The sequence below is a fragment of the Tenacibaculum profundicola genome, from assembly GCF_057220795.1.
On the sequence record NZ_CM170137.1, the window covers coordinates 4,247,572 to 4,265,614 of the forward strand.

Below are 18,043 nucleotides of genomic sequence, written 5' to 3' on the forward strand. Positions count from 1 at the left end.
TCTCTCTTATGGCTGAGTTTTATTACATGATTCGGGATTAATCAGTATGGTATGGTTTAGAAATAAAATGGTGTAAAATCCTATTTTAATTTTATTGAATAGGATAGAATAGCTCAACTTTATATTTGTTTTCATCGTTGAGTTTAGAACGATAAATTTCAAAGGGTTCTCGGTTCGCCTTTTTATAGCCATTATTATGCGTCCAGATAACTACTTCTTCCCAACTTTTATTGATTTCATCCGAATCAATTAATACTTCAAAATACCCAACGACACATTTACCTCCTTCTAGCGTTGTTATGCCAACTTCATGGTCTATCATCATAGAATCTTCTATTTTAATGCAAGCTTTTAATTGCATTTTATCAAGATTGACGGGTTTTGTCATATCAGAATTTTTATAATCGGAGTAAATTGTGATATATTCTTTTTTACTGGGGTCAAAATTTTCGATTAATCCTTTATCAATAGCCCATTTAACGAGTTTTATAAAAGAGTTCATATTATTTTTTGCGCCAACCGTTGAAATGTAAATCAATTTTTTTTCTGATGTTTCTTTAATTTTCATAAGAGTAGTTAGTGTTAGTAAAAATTCATGAATTACGCTAATGCTTTTCCACTTGTAGCTGTTTGGTTATTGCACGTAACTTAAAAGTAGTACAAAAGTTTGTGTTTAGTTGGTATTTTGTCTTGAGCGCTTACAGGAAGGTATGAGCGTGTTCATTTTGATTATAAGCGTTAGGAAGGAGGTGTTTTTTCTTTTGAGAGACTAAGAAATGAAGGGTAAAAAGATGATTTTTATAAATTCTGGTATGACCTAGTTATGATCATTATTGTCAAAATTGTTTGTACGTGTCTATTTCTATTTTTTATTAGTTTCTTATAAAAGCAGCCTCAGAATCACTAGACATCGAATGGTATAGTATATTATACAAATATGCTATCTTATATTATAAATAGACAGGAGGGTTTATAACAATAATTACATGTTATACCTTTAATTATGGTGCTATAGTTGTGATAGCGGAGATGTTATTTTTTTATGTTTACATCTGCCTGGATCAAAGTCATGTTTTGAAGTTTTGACTTTCTTTCAATCCAAGCATCGCTACGATATTCTTTAGCTTTTTTACCGCCATCAACATGATTCCAACCAGGGGGCATAATAAAATAGTTGATCTTATCAGTTAATTTAGGAGCGTTTTTAACATCATACCATAACTCTTTCCAAAGCAAAAATTGAACGTCCCAAATGCTATTGCTATTTAGTTTGTCATGCATTATCCCATATTGTATTTTTTCATCTTGCAATTGAGTTTGATAGGTTTTGAAAATCCGATCCCAAATAGAGAAGGTTTCTCCGTAATTTCTATCTAAATAAATATGGTTTTTAGCATGGTGAACGCGATGTACAGATGGCGTAATGAATAATTTTTCTAACCATTTGTGTTTACCAATAAATTTTTCACTCATGTGAGTATAGGTTGCATAGAGTCTGGCAACAGGCTCAATACAAAATATCATTAGTGGATGAAACCCCAGTATAGGTAACCAAATGAAGTTATGCGGAGTAAACAAAACATCTAAAATAGAACCTCTAGCAACAACTGTCAAATTCATTTCTTCAGCAGTATGATGTACACCGTGGATACACCATAAAAATCGAACTCGGTGGCCAAGATAATGTATAAAAAAGACCATAAAATCGTATATAATATAGGCTAAAACCCATATATACCAATCAAAACCAAGATCAAATACACGTTGTTCATATAACCAAAACATAGTGCCAACAATCATTATTTTGGATAGTAAAAAATACGGTATACTTTGCACTAAATAAGAAACAATACTTACAACTCCTTCTTTTTTGTGTTCTATGTAGTTTGTTAAAATTAAGATAGACCATTCTATAATCATTAAAATTAACACTAGCATACTAGTGTGTTGTAAATTTTCTGCCAAAAATTCAATGGAATCGATGTTCATAATATTAGTAATACAGGATGATTTTTTAAGTTAGATTATCATAGGATAGTGTTTTTTTTGATGAATTTATAGCATAAAAAACTCTTTTATGTGCTTATTAATTGATATCATCGAAAATAATAGTACCTACCAATTGTTTAAATAAAACCGCAACCCTTCTTTAATTTAGATTAAATAAGAACAAATGTATGATATATTTACGAATGCTCAAATAGATTTTTATTTAAAATATACGGTTATATTCATTGATGTTTCAATAGCTAATTATAACGAAAACACAAAAGAAATGGTTGTTGTTTTAAGATATGATCGAACTGTTTTATGATCATTGAATTATTTAAAAGAACATGACTAAACATGATTACTTGTTTCGGTGTTTTAAGGAGCAAATTTCATCATTTTTTGGGCTTAAGTAACGCATTAAAATGGAGATTCATAAAAAAACACCTAGAATTCTAGGTGTTTTTTATGAATAAATTGAAGCGATATTATACTTCTGCTTCTATATAATCTTCAATTGGGTTACAAGAACAGATTAAATTTCTGTCTCCAAAAGCATCGTCTACTCTTCGAACAGATGGCCAAAACTTATTCTCTGTAATATATGCTAATGGAAAAGCTGCTTCTTTTCTAGAGTATGGGAAGTCCCATTCATCGGCAGTTAACATTTCTTGGGTATGCGGTGCATTTTTCAACACATTATTTGTGTTATCATTTACTGTTTGATCAATTTCTTTTCTAATAGAAATTAGAGCATCACAAAAGCGATCTAATTCAGTTACACTTTCCGATTCTGTTGGCTCAACCATGATGGTTCCAGCAACTGGAAATGATACGGTTGGCGCATGGAATCCATAATCCATTAAACGTTTTGCAATATCAACAACTTCAATACCGTTTTGTTTAAACGCTCTACAATCTAAAATCATTTCATGCGCAGCACGTCCCATTTCACCTGTATACAATGTTTCGAAATGACCTTGTAAACGCTCTTTCATATAGTTCGCATTTAAAATGGCAATTTTTGTAGAGTTTGTTAAACCTTCAGCACCTAACATGGTAATGTATCCATATGAAATTAAACAGGCTAAAGCAGAACCCCAAGGGGCTGCAGAAATAGCTGTAATCGCATGATCGCCACCAGTTTTTACAACTGGATTCGTTGGTAAAAATGGAACTAGCTGAGGAGCGACGCATATCGGACCCACACCAGGGCCACCACCACCGTGAGGAATAGCAAATGTTTTGTGTAAGTTTAAGTGACAAACATCAGCACCAATGGTTGCTGGATTTGTCAACCCTACTTGTGCATTCATATTGGCACCATCCATGTATACTTGCCCGCCATTATCGTGAATGATTTGCGTAATTTCTTTAATGGCTTTTTCATATACTCCATGTGTAGAAGGATAAGTAACCATAAGAGCGGCTAAGTTATCTTTATGCAGTTCTGCCTTTGCGCGCAAGTCTTCTACATTAATATTTCCTTTATCATCAGTTTTAGTTACGACCACTTTCATACCAGCCATTACTGCTGATGCAGGATTTGTACCATGAGCTGAGGCAGGAATTAAACAGATATTTCGGTTCTCATTACCATTTGCTTTGTGATAAGCTCTAATAACCATCAGTCCTGCAAATTCTCCTTGGGCACCAGAATTAGGTTGTAAAGAAGTACCTGCAAAGCCAGTAATTACATTTAATTGCTGTTCAAGATTTTTAAGCATCTCTTGGTATCCACTTGCTTGATTAACTGGAACAAACGGGTGAATATTTCCCCAAAGAGGGTTACTTAAAGGAAGCATTTCAGAAGCAGCATTTAATTTCATAGTACAAGAACCTAATGAAATCATAGAATGATTTAGTGCTAAATCTTTGCGCTCTAGCTTTTTAATATAACGCATCATATCAGTTTCCGATTGATAGGTATTAAACACTTCATTTTCTAAAAATGTTGTGTTTCTTTGAAGATTGATCGGAATGATATCAGCTGATACCAATTCAGTAACTGTAATATCTTGAACATTAAAAGCTTGTTCAAAACAGTCAAGAATAGCATTGATTTCTTTGAGCCCTGCTGTTTCATTTAAAGAAATAGAAACATGGTTTGCATCAATATAGTTAAAATTGATGCTATTTGCCTCGGCTACTGGGCGTAATTTATCTGATTCTACTTCAACTAAAAGAGTGTCAAAATAGGAAGTGTTTTTCTGTTTAAAACCTAATCTGTTCAACGCACTAGCTAAAGTACTCGTGACATTGTGCACTTGATTAGCGATAAAGTCTAAACCATTTTTTCCATGATAGACCGCGTACATACCGGCCATAACAGCTAATAATACCTGAGCAGTACAGATATTAGAGGTAGCTCTTTCTCTTTTGATATGTTGTTCACGTGTTTGCAATGCCATGCGTAAAGCACGTGCTCCGTTTTTATCTTTGGTAACACCAATTATACGACCAGGAATACTACGTTTGTAGGCTTCTTTTGTAGCAAAGTAACCAGCATGAGGGCCACCATATCCTAGAGGAATACCAAAACGTTGTGTAGTTCCAACAACAACATCTGCTCCAAATTCAGCAGGTGCTTTCAGTTTTACTAACGATAAAATATCGGCAGCAACGGCAACTTTAATTCCATTGCTGTTTGCCTTTGACACAAAATCGGTGTAATCATGTACTTGTCCATATTTACCGGGGTACTGTAGAATTGCTCCAAAAAATTCATCCGAAAAATCAAAATTATCATGGTTGTCAATTACCAATTCAATTCCGATAGGAATAGCACGTGTTTTTAGTACTGATAATGTTTGTGGTAAAATTTCACTAGAAACAAAAAATTTGCTAGCTCCCGATTTTTTCTTAGCTTTTTCTCGAACATCGAATAATAAAGCCATTGCCTCTGCAGCGGCTGTACTTTCGTCTAATAATGATGCGTTTGCTAACTCCATTCCCGTTAAATCACAAACCATTGTTTGATAGTTTAACAATGCCTCTAAACGACCTTGTGCAATTTCAGCTTGGTAGGGGGTATATGCGGTGTACCATCCTGGGTTTTCCAAAATGTTTCGTTGAATAACGCTAGGTAATATAGCTTCGTGGTATCCTAAACCAATATAACTTTTAAATACGTTGTTTTTAGCTGCTAGTTCATTAATATGGCTTAGATACTCATATTCACTCATAGCTGGAGCTAAATCCAATTCATTTTGTAACCTAATGTCATCAGGAATAGTCTCATAAATTAATTCATCTAACGAGTCTATACCTATTGTTTTTAACATGTTTTCTTGGTCTTTAACGCGTGGACCAATATGCCTTAATTGAAATGAATTTGTGTTCATTTGTGGTGTTTGTTTTAGGTGTTACAAAAATAATCAAAATTCATGGTTTATAATATATGTTTTTTAGCGTAAGTTGTTAATTTATTAACCGAATAGTAAAAAATCAACAGATGTAGTATTTTTGTGTAATGAATTATTTAAAAAGAGTTCTCAATTTCTATATAAATTCAAGTATCCATGTTGCTTTATCGGTTTATGCGATGATGAGAATAACCGAATTCTACGCAGGTTTACCGTATAATGAGGTCTTAAATTCCTTCGTGTTTTATGGAGCTATAACGGGGTATAATTTTGTTAAATATGCAGGTTTAGCTAAATTACACCATAGAAGTTTGACAAAAAATTTAAAACTTATTCAAATTTTCTCATTACTATGTTTTGTTTTATGGTGCTATTATGCCGTGCAATTAAAAAAGGAAACCTTATTCGTGATTTTACCTTTTGCTATATTAACCATGTTGTACGCAATTCCTTTTTTGAGCGGTTTTCAAAAAAATTTGAGAAGTGTAAGTTATTTGAAGGTTATTGTAGTGGCTTTAGTCTGGGCGGGGGTAACTGTTTTACTTCCGGTTTATGATTTACGTCAGACCCTAGATTGGCAGGTGTTGTTAATGATGGTTCAACGCTTTTTATTGGTGATTGTGCTTATTTTACCTTTTGATATTAGAGATATGAAGTTCGATGCAATTTCATTGCAAACAATTCCTAATAGAATTGGTGTAAGAAAGACCAAGAAGCTAGGTTTTATTATTTTAACAGTTTGCCTGTTTCTCGAGTTTTTACTGACCGATAACACCAACTATAGAAGAATTTATTTATTGATCATCTTCTCCCTTTTGATGTTGCTTATGAGGTCGCACAAGAATCAGTCTAAGTACTACAGTTCTTTTTGGGTAGAAGCGATTCCTGTATTTTGGTTTATTTTGCTATTAATTTTTTAGCAGAATGCTTGAAAAACTTACTTTTTTTAAGCAATTGTTACCGAAAGACAAATTGTTGTCATTTTGTGATACTTTTTTATCAGATCATTTGTAATTTGCACTCGCACAACACAATTAACAAAACCATGAATACAGTTGGTACGATAAAAAGAAATTATATTTTTGATTTTGACAGTACATTGACACGAGTTGAGGCCTTAGATGTCTTAGCAGAAATTACATTAGCAAATAATTCTGAGAAAGAACAAATAATAGAAGGAATTGTTGCAATTACAAATCTTGGAATTGATGGCGAAATATCTTTTCCGGAATCTTTGGAGAAACGAATTAAGTTGTTAAACGCTAAAAGATCAGATTTGGATCTTTTAATTGAAGAGTTAAAACAAAAAGTTTCGAAATCTATAGAAAGAAATAAAGATTTTTTTGAAAAATTTTCAGATGATATTTACGTGATTTCGGCTGGGTTTAAAGAGTTTATTGATCCTATTGTGGCAGAATATAACATCCCTTCGGATAGGGTATATGCGAATACATTTGAATTTGATAAAAATGATATTATCGTTGGATTTGATAGCGATAATGTGTTATCAACACATAATGGAAAAATACAATGTTTAAAAGATTTAAATCTTACAGGTGAAATTCAAGTGATTGGTGACGGATATAGTGATTATGTTACCAAAGAAGCAGGAGTAGCAGATAAGTTTTTTGCGTATACTGAAAATGTTTCAAGAGATAAAACGGTAGCGAATGCAGACCATATAACGCCTAATTTAGATGAATTTTTATATATAAACGATTTGCCAAGAAATATATCATATCCAAAAAATAGAATAAAAATTTTACTTTTAGAAAACGTACATCCTGATGCTTTTACAAAACTATCAGAAGATGGGTTTTCTGTAGAAACGGTTTCAAGAAGTTTATCAGAAGATGAGCTTATTGCAAAACTGAAAGATGTTCATGTTCTTGGTATTCGTTCGAAGACGCAAGTAACTAAAAGAGTTATTGAATCAGCCGAAAAACTTATGGTGGTCTCTGCCTTTTGTATCGGAACGAAACAAATAGATTTAGAAGCTTGTAAAGAAAATGGAATTGTTGTTTTTAACGCTCCTTATAGCAATACGCGCTCGGTAGTTGAATTAGCTATTGGAGAGATTATTATGTTGATGAGAAGTGTGTTTCAGAGAAGTACAGAATTACATCAAGGGCAATGGAATAAAACAGCACAGGGTTCTCGCGAGGTAAGAGGGAAAAAGTTAGGTATTGTTGGATATGGTAATATCGGTAAACAATTATCTATACTAGCGGAAGCACTAGGAATGGATGTTTATTATTACGACGTGGAAGATAAGTTGGCATTAGGAAATGCCACAAGAGTTGATTCCTTAAAAAAGTTATTGAATATTTCTGATGTAGTAACATTACATGTTGACGATAATTCAGCGAATAAAAATTTTATAGGAAAAGAGGAGATTTCACAAATGAAAGATGGAGCGCATTTGGTGAATCTTTCAAGAGGGTTTGTTGTTGACATACAGGCGTTGGTTGAAGCGTTAAAATCAGGTAAGCTGGCCGGTGCCGCGATTGACGTATATCCAGAAGAGCCAAGAAAGAACGGAGAGTTTCTTACAGAATTAAAAGGACTAAAAAATGTGATATTAACACCACATGTGGGTGGAAGTACGGAAGAAGCTCAAAAAGATATTGCTGACTTCGTGCCAAATAAAATATTGGCGTATATCAATTCTGGAAATACTGTAGATGCGGTTAATTTTCCGAATATTCGCTTACCAAAACATAAAAACGCCCATAGATTTTTGCATATTCACAAAAATGTACCAGGGATCATGGCGAAAATTAACGAGGTTTTAGCTAAGTATGCGTTAAATATTACGGGGCAATATCTGTCTACTGATGATAAGGTTGGCTATGTAATTACTGATATAAATAAAGAGTACAATCAAGAGGTACTGGCAGAACTTAAAAAAGTAGTTGGTACTATAAAGTTTAGAGTGCTGTACTAATGATTGTCGAGTAAGAATCAAAAAAAACGTCTTGGTAATTCAAGACGTTTTTTTATGCGTATTACTTTTTTTAGGAGAATAACCAAAGTTCAGGGTGCTATTCACAACGTAAAATAATCGTAACAAGCGTTTTCTTTTCTTTCTGTTTCATTATAAAAATTAACCATAAACTAAGGTTATGCTTAATTTTTATAATTAGTATTAAGAAAAGCATTGTCATTTTTTTGCTCTAATTTCAAATGATCAATGGTATTAACTTCTAGTACAATCCTAATTAGCTACGATTCTCAAGGATTTCCTATGCCACTTATATTCGCTGATTTTGTCAATTTTTGAAACAACAAATAATCAGTTACTTTAATAATTGAATGATATTTGTTTTATACATTTTTCCAATAGGAATGATATGATCTGCAATAAAAATCCTGTTACCTTCTATGCTGTTGATATGTTTAATGGCAACGGCAAAAGATTTATGAACCTGTAAAAACTCTTTGTTAGGTAATAACGCTAATACATACGACACTTTTTCTCTTATTGTGATGGTTTCGTTGGGAGTAATTATGTTGGTGTAATTTCCAGAAGCCTCAATGTATTGAATTGTGTCAATTACAATTTGTGTGTATTTCTTGTTAGAGCGAATAAAAATACTATTAGAGCTGTTTTCCGTTCCAATTGAAGTTTGTACCTGTGATTTTGTAGGTGTACCTATAGTATTATTGACAGCTTTCAAAAAACGTTCAAAGCTAAACGGTTTTAATAAATAATCAGATACATTTAGTTCAAAACCTTCAAGAGCATGTTCTTTATAAGCAGTAGTTACAATAACTTTCGGTGGATTTCGTAATATTTTTAAGAATTCAAACCCTTTCAATTTTGGCATGTTCAAATCTAAAAAAATCAAATCGACCGTATGTACATTCAAGTATTCAAAAGCCTCTAAGGCGTCATAACAGTGCTTCATGAGCTTCATATTCGGCAACAAATCACAGTAGCCCTTAATAATATCATGTGCTATATATTCATCATCTATAATTAAATACTGTATCATAATTTTGATAGCCTTAATTCAACTTTGTAAATTTCTTTGGTGCTTGTAAAAGAGATGGAATGTGTATTTAAATACCCCAATTCAAGCCTTCGCTTTAGGTTTTTAAGACCTATACCATGTTTTTCTGGAACTTCTGAAGGGTCAAAATTATTCTCTACAGAAAATAGTATGTCATTACCCTGCGTACTTATTTTAACATAAACATAAGCATCTTTTCTTAAATTTTCAACACCATGTTTAAAAGCATTCTCCAAAAGGTTGATAAATAGCAATGGCATTATTTTGTGATTTTCGGAAATCTCGTTGGTAAATTGCACATCTACGGTTTTGTGATATCGCATTTTATGTAGCTCAATATAATTTTTTAGATAAGCTACTTCTTCTTCAAGTGTAACTGAGTCCTTTTCACCCTCATATATACTATAACGCATCATATCTGATAATTTAAGAATCAGATCTTGAGCCTTTTTCTTATCAGTTCCCACCAAACCATATAGGTTATTCAACATGTTAAAAAAGAAATGTGGATTAACCTGGCTTTTTAAATGCAGTAGTTCTGTTTTTGCATTTTCATTTTTTAAAGTTAAGACTGATCTTATTTGCTTGAAAATCCAACGGATTATTAATACTAGTAATATAGGAAAGTAAAAGAAGGCTAATATAATTAAAGCGTCAGTATCACCATATTGCTCAATTAGGATTATAAGTCTACCAATACCAACAACAAAGGACCAAAATATCAATGTGTTAATAAATGATTTCGATAATGCTGATACTCCTTTTTTTTGACGAAAATAATTTGTGAGAAGCACGCTAATAAAGATGGTAGTATAGACGAATAACAAAATGAAAACAGCCATAAAATCAGGTTGGTTTGGATAAGATTCAACTATGCCGCTGCTACATAAACCAATACTTAATATAGGAATTGTTCTTATTTCATAAATGGTCCATGTTTGAGAAAATGGATGGTGTTTGTTTTTATAAAGTAGGCCAAAAAGCAATAAATAACCGAGCATACTTGCACTTATAGTCGAGAATAAAAGTGCTGTAAATGACAAATTATAAGCCATGCAAACCTTTGCGCTAACCCAAAATAATACGCCAACTACAAGGGTGATAAAAATGCGTTTATATTTTATAAATAACAAATCCATGCCCAAATCTAATTTAATAAAATGAACCTTCCAAAAAAGTTGACATACATACTTTTCTTGTAGATAAAAGGGCTTGAAATTGTGATAAAATGACTTTATAGTCACATGGTGTATTTGTGTACCAAAGTATAATTCGTTTGTCACTTTTAGTTTACTCTCCTCAATCTTAGGCTTAGGTTTGCCAAGAATAAATGAAAGTACAACAGTATTCTAATTACTATCAAAAAAACGAACAGATGAAACTTACCATCAACAACCTATCAAAAACGTACTTCAACGGAGTGAAAGCGTTACAAAATATCTCACTGGATATTCCTACGGGCATGTTTGGGTTATTAGGTCCTAATGGAGCAGGTAAATCTACCTTAATGCGAACTATTGCGACCCTTCAAGAAGCTGACGAGGGCAGTATTACACTTGGGGATTTAGATGTATTACAACGAAAACATGAGGTTAGAAAAATCCTTGGGTATCTACCTCAACAATTTGGGTTATATCCTAAGATCTCTGCCGAAGTATTACTAAATCACCTAGCCGTATTAAAAGGTATTACCCATAAAAAGGAAAGAAAAGAAGTTGTACAATCACTACTTCATAAAACAAACTTGTATGAGAAAAGAAAACAGAATCTAGGCGGTTTTTCTGGAGGGATGAAACAACGTTTTGGAATAGCACAGGCTTTACTTACCAATCCTAAGCTACTTATTGTAGATGAGCCTACAGCAGGGCTCGATCCTATGGAGAGAAACCGGTTTTATAATTTATTAAGTGAATTGGGAGAAAATACGGTGGTGATCCTTTCCACTCATATTGTAGATGATGTAAAAGAATTATGTACTCAAATGGCTATTATCAATCAAGGCCGGTTATTGTTAAAAGGAAACCCTCTAGATGTTATTGATAATATAGAGGGGAAAATCTATCAGAAAACGATTCATAAAAAAGAATTGGAAGACTATAAATTAGAATATCAGGTTATAGCCGATAAACTTTTCTTAGGAAATCCTATTATTAATATTTTAAGTGATACCGACCCTGGTAATGGTTTTACAGCGATTCCAGCAGGTCTAGAAGACGTGTATTTCTCCCAACTTATGAAACGAAACTAATATCATTTCTGATGTTAGTTTACCGCCATAATTATTTGTGGTAATTACCGATCTATAGGTAATACTATTATACGCTGAATTCCTTCTATTACTTTTACAGTAAATTCAAATGGTAAATGGTATAACTTCAAATACCAATCGGTATAAGAGTAAAGGCATAAGAACTTATTGGATAGCTTCATGATACTTTCAGATATCAATAAAAACTATTAACCCCATAACCTTTCAATAATTAAACCTATGTGGTACGAAATATTCAAATTCGAAATTAAGTACAGAGCCAAACGCTTAGATACTTATATATACTTTATTTTTCTTTTCTTATTTTCTTTAGTGGCTGTCGATTTCATTTATAATGGCATCGATTTAGGTCTAGTAAAAAAAAATGCACCTATAATCATTGCCAAAACCATGGGAGCGCTGACAGGAATCACTTTGATGATTGCCTCATTAATCATGGGGGTTCCCATATTACGCGATTTTGAGCATAATATGGAATCTTTAATGTTTGTAAATCCCATTAAAAAGCACGATTATTTATTAGGTCGATTTTTAGGGTCTTTTGTCGTCTTATTGGTCGTTTTTTCTTCTTTAATATGGGGGAACGCTTTGGGCGAATGGATGCCCTGGCGCAATCCAGAAGAGTTACTTTCTTATAATTTCATGGTCTATGTGCAGCCGTATTTTACGGTAGTCGTTCCTATTTTGTTTTTTGGATCCGCTTTGTTTTTTGTCAGTGGTGCTTTAAGTAGGAAATTGATCGTTGTGTATACCCAAGGGCTTTTTACTTTTGTGCTTTTTATGCTTACTCGAGGTATAGAAAATGAATTTACAGGGGCCATTTTAGATCCGTTTTCTTTAAATACACTGTCTACAATGACGGATTTATGGACTACTGTAGAACTCAATTCACAATTAATTCCATTTAATGGTGTACTTTTATATAGCAAATTGTTTTGGATTGTGATAGGGGGTATTATCTTGGTTTTTGGCTACCATCGTTTCAATTATAATGTGGTTCAGAATAATACCTTTAAAAAGAAAAAATCAAAGATTACCGAAATTCAAACAACACTTGCTGATTTTAAAGAATCACCTAAGTTCAAAATGCATCAAGATTTTAAGGCTCAATGTACTCAGTTGCTTCAGCATTCATTATTTTATTTTAAATCGATAATCAAAGAAGTCTCCTTTTGGGCAATCGTTCTTTGTGCGATGGTTATTATTTTAATCAACTCTATCAGTTTAGGAACGGTATATGGGGTGGATAGCTATCCAGCAACTTATTTTATAATAGAAGAATTATTGGAGATGTCTGGGTATTTTTTTGTCATTATTCTGGTTTTTTATTCTGGTGAACTTATTTGGAAAGAACGCAGTGTAAAGCTCAACTTAATTTATGATGCCTTACCAAGCAATGATGTTATCAATCTTGCTGGGAAATTCATAGGCCTCATTTTAATCTATGGAGTATTAATGTTGTCTTTAATTTTATCGGGGGTATTATTTCAAAGTTTTAATGGCTATTATCAATTTGAATTGGGACTGTATTTTACCTGCTTCTTTGGTGATTTCTTGCCCTTCTTGGTACTATATACATTTGTGTCTTTTTTTATACACGTGATGGTTAATAGAAAGTTTGTTGCATATATGTTCGTTTTTATGTTTCTAATAACTACTGTTGCCTTAGATCAATTGGGTTTTAGTCACGGGTTATATAGCTTTGGAGGTAACACTTTAGGAGTCTATTCGGAAATGAATGGTTACGGACACTTCTTAACTCCTTATTTATGGATCAAAGCCTATTGGTTGGTGTTTTGTTGTCTCTTGTTTATAGTGGCTATAATTTTTTCGATCAGAGGCAGCGAAACTCATTTAAAAAATCGTTGGAAACTAGCAAAACAACGTTTATCAAAACCTCTACTAGTTACCGGAATTGTTACCATTGTACTATTTATGATGCTGGGAAGTTTTATATTTTATAATACGAATGTAGTTAACAAGTATTGGACAGATAAGGAGGTGTTAGAGTTTAGAGCGGGATACGAACAAACTTTAAAAACGTTTGAATACATTCCTCAACCAAAAATAACCGATGTTAATTTAACGGTAGAGTTGTATCCAGAAACACGCGATTATACAGCTGAAGGTTATTATATGTTGGTCAATCGTACTAAGGATACAATACCTGCGATTCATGTTCAAAAATTAATAGATTCGAATGTGAATTTAGAATACATAACTTTTCAAGGTGGTGCCTCACTGGATGCTCAATATGCACGATACAGCTATTATAAATATGATTTAAATAAGGCTCTACAGCCAGGAGATTCCATTAAAATGAGCTTTAAGCAAACTTTTATTACAAAGGGTTTTGAAAATGGTGATTCTAACACACATATTGTTAACAATGGAACATTTTTTAATAATAAAGATTTTCCAGCATTTGGTTACCAAAATAAATATGAACTTCGAGATAATGATGAACGTGAGGCTTTTGGCTTAGCACCTAGAAAAGGAATGGCTTCTAGAAACGACCCTGTAGAACTTAGAAACGCTGTTAATGGGGATGATGGTTATAAGATTAACTTTGAGGTGGTTATTGGTACAGCTTCTGATCAAACAGCTATTGCTCCAGGTACTTTGGTGAAAAAATGGGAGAAAGACCAGCGTAATTACTTTCATTATAAAATGGAGAAACCAATGATTAATTTCTTCTCCATAGTATCGGCACGTTATGAAGTAATGAAAGATAGTTGGATCGCTAAAAACGATTCCTTAGCTAAACCTATTGATTTAGAAATTTATTATCATAAGGGGCACGAATACAATCTGGACAGGATGATGGAATCTATGAAACTATCATTCGATTATTTCAGCACTAATTTTAGTCCATATCCCTATCAACAAATGCGTATTATGGAGTTTCCACGTTATGCGGAATTTGCACAATCATTTCCTACTGCGGTACCATTTTCGGAAGGGTTAGGATTTATGTTGGCTATTGATGATGAAACCGATGTGGATATGGCTTTTTATATTACTGCTCACGAATTGGCACATCAATGGTGGGGGTTGCAAGTAGTGGCTGCAAACGTTCAAGGAAGGTACATGATTTTGGAAACTTTAGCACAGTATTCGGCGTTGATGGTATTGCGAGAAAAATATTCGGAAGCAAAAGTTCAACAATTTTTAGAAGGTGAATTGAAATCATACTTTGTAGGGAAGGCAAAAGAAGATAACCAAGAGCCTCCTATGGCATTGGTAGAAAAGGAAGCGTATATCTATTATAATAAAGGTGCGATAACCATGTATACACTACAAGATTATATCGGAGAAGCGAACGTAAATCTTGCCTTACAACGTTTTATAAACGACTGGAATGTCTTTGAAGACCATTTTGATAAGAATAGGTATGCAACTACTAAAGATTTAGTAGCATATTTTAGAGAGGTTACGCCAGAAAATAGACAATACCTAATTACAGACTTGTTTGAAGCCAATATATTTTATGATGCTAAGGTCTTGGATTATTCCAGTACCCAAGTAGATACCGGTGAAATTAAGGTAGATATCAATTATACTGTTTCAAAGTATACAACGGACCTAATTGGCAATCATTTGTATGGTGATGCTCAAAAAGATTCGCTAATCTTTAAAACTGAAACCATGAAAGAACCAATATATTCCATGCCATTATCCGATTATATAGATGTTGTTGTGCAAGGAGAGGAGATAATTGACGGTGTAAAAAACAATGTTGTATTGTATCATCAGAAGCATAAAGTTGAAGCGATCTACAATAAGTTAAGTATTCTTTTACCTCAAGAACCAACAGAGGTTGGTGTGGACCCTTATGGTAAACTGATTGATAAAAATAGGAAAGACAATAGAAAAAAAAAGTAAAACGTATTTCCTAAAAATGATGTATAAACAAATCCCCGAATATAGCATGTCATTCGGGGATTTCTTTAAGTGGAGTTAAAAAAGACTAGACACGATAAATTGTGAGTTGTCTTTACTACCTATGGATAAATAGATAGTCATGGCTTTATTAAATTTGAATATTTGGTAAAATAAATAAATTAAAAATAAATACTATCAAATAATGGCTTTACATGCTAATGGAGGTGTTTATTCGAAACTCTCGTTTTCTCTGCAAGCTCTATTGTGGTTTTGGTTTACTTACAAAGCATATGTGTATGTAAAAAATAGAGATTGGGGTAATCATGAAAAATTTATGCTTCGAAGCTACGCTTTAACACTTTCAGCTATAAGTTTAAGGTTGTTTAAATGGATCATTGTTTCTATGATAGAACTTCCTCCGATGGATACTTATAAGACCGTATCTTGGCTCGGCTGGATATTTAACCTAGCTTTAGTGGAAATATATTTAATGAATAAAAAGCTACACTCAAATAACTAAACCTATGACGAACCAGTTCCGTATGAGGAATTATATGTTGATTTTGAAACAATGGTTGCGTATTTATTAACTGGATTAGATACTTGAAAAATATACCCACCCTATAAAAAACAGTTGCAAGGGAAGTCTAAACCATAAGTAGTTAACGCCATGCCCGTCGAAATTTCCGGTTTGGAAATTCAGATTGATAACACTTGCTTTAATATTACAAGGAGTAATGAGTAGAAGAAATACAATGAGTGTCCAACCAATTACGACATGAAAATTAGGGACTAATAAACCAATAGCCAATGCTATTTCGAAATACCCAGTTAACAAAACAATTTCGTTTTTATAGGGTATAAAACCAGGAATCATTTGACTCATGCCGTCAACAAAAATAAAATGCCCCATGGCGGTAAATAGGAGCATAATTGACATGGCGATTCTCCCTGATAGACGATAATCAATTTTGTATTGAAATATTTTTTGAATTACTGATACTAGCAAATAAGTAATTAAGAGAGTAGTAAGAGGTTTCATGATTTTAATGTTTAGTGCAAAATTGAAGAAACATTAAATGACAAACAATGAACCTGAGTTAAGAAATTCGCTTTCTAATTCGACTTAAGGCTTGCGGGGTTACGCCAATGTACGAGGCAATATATTTCAATGGAATTTCTCGAATTAGTTCTGGACGTTCGTGAAATAAATTTAAATACCTTTCTTCGGCAGTATTACATAACAAAGAAAGTTCACGGTGTGACTTTAGGAGAAATAAATTTTCCGCACTTTTCCTGCCAATTTCGTTGCCGATGTTGGTTTTTTTATAAATATCTTGAAGGTCGTCAAATGTTAACCTCCATAAAACAGTATCAGATAAAGCTTCTATTTGGTATTTGCAGGGAGATTGTGTTAAAAATGAATCATACGCACTAGAAAAATTGTTTTTAAAAACAAATCCAAATGTGAGGTCGTTTTCGATTTTGGGAATAAAAAGTCGTAAAATCCCTTCTTCTACAAATGATAGATAATTTTCAGTTTTACCCAGAAGAAGAACTGTATCTTTTTTACGAAATTTAATTCGTTCTAATTTTGAATAAAAGTAGTTCCAATCATTGCTAGAGATATTAGTCATGGATTCGAATGCCGCTCTAATTTGCTCCATTAGTAGTTTGTTTTATAAATTATCAAAATCACGCAACTGTTTTTCTATGGTATGTACTCCTTTTTGTAAAACACCAATATAGTTCGCTACATTTTCCATTTTAAACCTACTTAAAGGACCAGAGGCACTAATGCTAGCAATTACTTTTTGATTTTTGTTTCTAATAGGAATGGCAATACAAACTAAACCAGATTCTAGCTCTTCTATATCCAGCGCATAATCTTGTTGTTTAATTTTTTTGAGTTCTTTTTTTAAAGAAGGGATAGAGCAAATGGTGTTTTTGCTATAGGAGGTAAATTGTAAATTTTTAATAAGCTCTTCTTGTACTGAATTGGGTGACAACGCCAGTAAAAGTTTACCTGAAGCCGTGGCGTAAATAGGTTGATAAGAACCAATAGAGGTGTTTATTTTCAAACCATGTAAGCTGTCTGCCTTATCAATATGGAAAACTTGCTGTTCTTTAATAATACTCAATAATACGGTTTCCTGAATTTCTAAAGCTACCTTTTTAATAGGTTCTTGAGTTAGTTTGGTAATTGCTTTATAGATAGCAACTCTATTGCCTAGTTCAAATAATTTACTTCCCAAACTGTATTTTTCATTATTATTTTGATGAACAATATTTAAGGAGCTTAAAGTGTGTAGTAACCTATACACGGTACTTTTGTTGTATCCTGTTTTTAATGCCAGTTCTCTCACTCCCCATGTGGTTTTTTCTTCCGTAAAAGCATCAATAAGTTCGAATGCTTTTATAATGGATAGATTTAGTTTTTTGTCGGTCTTATCTTGCATTCAGATAAATTATTTTTTTGGTTCACTTGCTAAAATAATAAAAATAGTATAAATTTATAA

The 18,043-nt window shown here is 32.9% G+C and carries 14 protein-coding genes; 6 read left to right on the forward strand and 8 right to left on the reverse strand.

Translation table 11 applies throughout. The features are described from left to right. Positions 1-91: 91 nt before the first annotated feature. Together AC2TDS_RS17410 and AC2TDS_RS17415 are read right to left on the reverse strand one after the other, a co-directional pair. On the reverse strand, positions 92-568 hold the full coding sequence (locus tag AC2TDS_RS17410) for a GyrI-like domain-containing protein (protein ID WP_484736846.1): 477 nt from the start codon (positions 566-568) through the stop codon (positions 92-94). A gap of 464 nt (positions 569-1,032) precedes the next feature. Then, on the reverse strand, positions 1,033-1,989 hold the full coding sequence (locus tag AC2TDS_RS17415) for a sterol desaturase family protein (RefSeq protein WP_484736847.1): 957 nt from the start codon (positions 1,987-1,989) through the stop codon (positions 1,033-1,035). 184 nt (positions 1,990-2,173) lie between these two features. Between AC2TDS_RS17415 and AC2TDS_RS17420 the strand changes: the two genes are divergently transcribed. Beyond that, positions 2,174-2,314, forward strand: coding sequence for a hypothetical protein (locus AC2TDS_RS17420; protein ID WP_484736848.1), 141 nt, complete (start codon positions 2,174-2,176; stop codon positions 2,312-2,314). Positions 2,315-2,477: 163 nt separating this feature from the next. Here the strand turns inward: AC2TDS_RS17420 and gcvP are convergent, their stop codons facing one another. Further along, positions 2,478-5,333 carry an aminomethyl-transferring glycine dehydrogenase gene (gcvP, locus tag AC2TDS_RS17425; protein ID WP_484736849.1) on the reverse strand — a complete coding sequence of 952 codons (2,856 nt, stop codon included), beginning with the start codon at positions 5,331-5,333 and terminating at the stop codon, positions 2,478-2,480. Between the two features lie 200 nt (positions 5,334-5,533). On the opposite strand from gcvP, the gene AC2TDS_RS17430 reads away from it, so the two are divergent. Next, on the forward strand, positions 5,534-6,274 hold the full coding sequence (locus AC2TDS_RS17430) for a UbiA prenyltransferase family protein (RefSeq protein ID WP_484736850.1): 741 nt from the start codon (positions 5,534-5,536) through the stop codon (positions 6,272-6,274). Between the two features lie 125 nt (positions 6,275-6,399). Continuing rightward, positions 6,400-8,301: a phosphoglycerate dehydrogenase gene (gene serA, locus AC2TDS_RS17435; RefSeq protein ID WP_484736851.1), complete on the forward strand. Its 1,902-nt coding sequence runs from the start codon at positions 6,400-6,402 to the stop codon at positions 8,299-8,301. 352 nt (positions 8,302-8,653) lie between these two features. Here serA and AC2TDS_RS17440 read toward each other — a convergent pair whose 3' ends face one another. Together AC2TDS_RS17440 and AC2TDS_RS17445 are read right to left on the reverse strand one after the other, a co-directional pair. Beyond that, on the reverse strand, positions 8,654-9,352 hold the full coding sequence (locus tag AC2TDS_RS17440) for a LytR/AlgR family response regulator transcription factor (RefSeq protein WP_484736852.1): 699 nt from the start codon (positions 9,350-9,352) through the stop codon (positions 8,654-8,656). Next, complete coding sequence (locus tag AC2TDS_RS17445) at positions 9,349-10,653, reverse strand: sensor histidine kinase (RefSeq protein ID WP_484736853.1); 1,305 nt, start codon at positions 10,651-10,653, stop codon at positions 9,349-9,351. The genes AC2TDS_RS17440 and AC2TDS_RS17445 overlap by 4 nt, the downstream gene beginning before the upstream one ends. A 92-nt stretch (positions 10,654-10,745) precedes the next feature. Between AC2TDS_RS17445 and AC2TDS_RS17450 the strand changes: the two genes are divergently transcribed. The 3 genes from AC2TDS_RS17450 (at position 10,746) to AC2TDS_RS17460 (ending at position 16,044) form a co-directional block, all read left to right on the forward strand. After that, a complete protein-coding gene (locus tag AC2TDS_RS17450) occupies positions 10,746-11,618 on the forward strand; it encodes an ABC transporter ATP-binding protein (protein ID WP_484738973.1) in 873 nt (290 codons plus the stop codon). Between the two features lie 240 nt (positions 11,619-11,858). Next, the gene (locus AC2TDS_RS17455) at positions 11,859-15,524 is read left to right on the forward strand and encodes an ABC transporter permease/M1 family aminopeptidase (RefSeq protein WP_484736854.1); all 3,666 of its coding nucleotides are present in this window, start codon (positions 11,859-11,861) and stop codon (positions 15,522-15,524) included. A gap of 202 nt (positions 15,525-15,726) precedes the next feature. Then, complete coding sequence (locus AC2TDS_RS17460; RefSeq protein ID WP_484736855.1) at positions 15,727-16,044, forward strand: DUF2306 domain-containing protein; 318 nt, start codon at positions 15,727-15,729, stop codon at positions 16,042-16,044. A 75-nt stretch (positions 16,045-16,119) separates the two neighbouring features. Here AC2TDS_RS17460 and AC2TDS_RS17465 read toward each other — a convergent pair whose 3' ends face one another. Genes AC2TDS_RS17465 through AC2TDS_RS17475 form a run of 3 tightly spaced genes read right to left on the reverse strand, consistent with a single transcriptional unit; the run spans position 16,120 to position 17,983 of the window. After that, positions 16,120-16,566, reverse strand: coding sequence for a DoxX family protein (locus tag AC2TDS_RS17465; protein ID WP_484736856.1), 447 nt, complete (start codon positions 16,564-16,566; stop codon positions 16,120-16,122). A 58-nt stretch (positions 16,567-16,624) separates the two neighbouring features. Beyond that, a complete protein-coding gene (locus AC2TDS_RS17470) occupies positions 16,625-17,191 on the reverse strand; it encodes a Crp/Fnr family transcriptional regulator (protein ID WP_484736857.1) in 567 nt (188 codons plus the stop codon). A gap of 12 nt (positions 17,192-17,203) precedes the next feature. Then, on the reverse strand, positions 17,204-17,983 hold the full coding sequence (locus AC2TDS_RS17475; RefSeq protein ID WP_484736858.1) for an IclR family transcriptional regulator: 780 nt from the start codon (positions 17,981-17,983) through the stop codon (positions 17,204-17,206). Between the last annotated feature and the right edge of the window lie 60 nt (positions 17,984-18,043).

Excerpts from the sequence above, each read along its gene's own strand:
- AC2TDS_RS17410 (WP_484736846.1), bottom strand. The coding sequence starts at position 568 with ATGAAAATTAAAGAAACATCAGAAAAAAAATTGATTTACATTTCAACG.
- AC2TDS_RS17415 (WP_484736847.1), bottom strand. The coding sequence starts at position 1,989 with ATGAACATCGATTCCATTGAATTTTTGGCAGAAAATTTACAACACACT.
- AC2TDS_RS17455 (WP_484736854.1), top strand. The coding sequence starts at position 11,859 with ATGTGGTACGAAATATTCAAATTCGAAATTAAGTACAGAGCCAAACGC.
- AC2TDS_RS17440 (WP_484736852.1), bottom strand. The coding sequence starts at position 9,352 with ATGATACAGTATTTAATTATAGATGATGAATATATAGCACATGATATT.
- AC2TDS_RS17465 (WP_484736856.1), bottom strand. The coding sequence starts at position 16,566 with ATGAAACCTCTTACTACTCTCTTAATTACTTATTTGCTAGTATCAGTA.
- AC2TDS_RS17450 (WP_484738973.1), top strand. The coding sequence starts at position 10,746 with ATGAAACTTACCATCAACAACCTATCAAAAACGTACTTCAACGGAGTG.
- AC2TDS_RS17460 (WP_484736855.1), top strand. The coding sequence starts at position 15,727 with ATGGCTTTACATGCTAATGGAGGTGTTTATTCGAAACTCTCGTTTTCT.
- AC2TDS_RS17475 (WP_484736858.1), bottom strand. The coding sequence starts at position 17,983 with ATGCAAGATAAGACCGACAAAAAACTAAATCTATCCATTATAAAAGCA.
- AC2TDS_RS17420 (WP_484736848.1), top strand. The coding sequence starts at position 2,174 with ATGTATGATATATTTACGAATGCTCAAATAGATTTTTATTTAAAATAT.
- gcvP (WP_484736849.1), bottom strand. The coding sequence starts at position 5,333 with ATGAACACAAATTCATTTCAATTAAGGCATATTGGTCCACGCGTTAAA.
- AC2TDS_RS17470 (WP_484736857.1), bottom strand. The coding sequence starts at position 17,191 with ATGGAGCAAATTAGAGCGGCATTCGAATCCATGACTAATATCTCTAGC.
- serA (WP_484736851.1), top strand. The coding sequence starts at position 6,400 with ATGAATACAGTTGGTACGATAAAAAGAAATTATATTTTTGATTTTGAC.
- AC2TDS_RS17430 (WP_484736850.1), top strand. The coding sequence starts at position 5,534 with ATGATGAGAATAACCGAATTCTACGCAGGTTTACCGTATAATGAGGTC.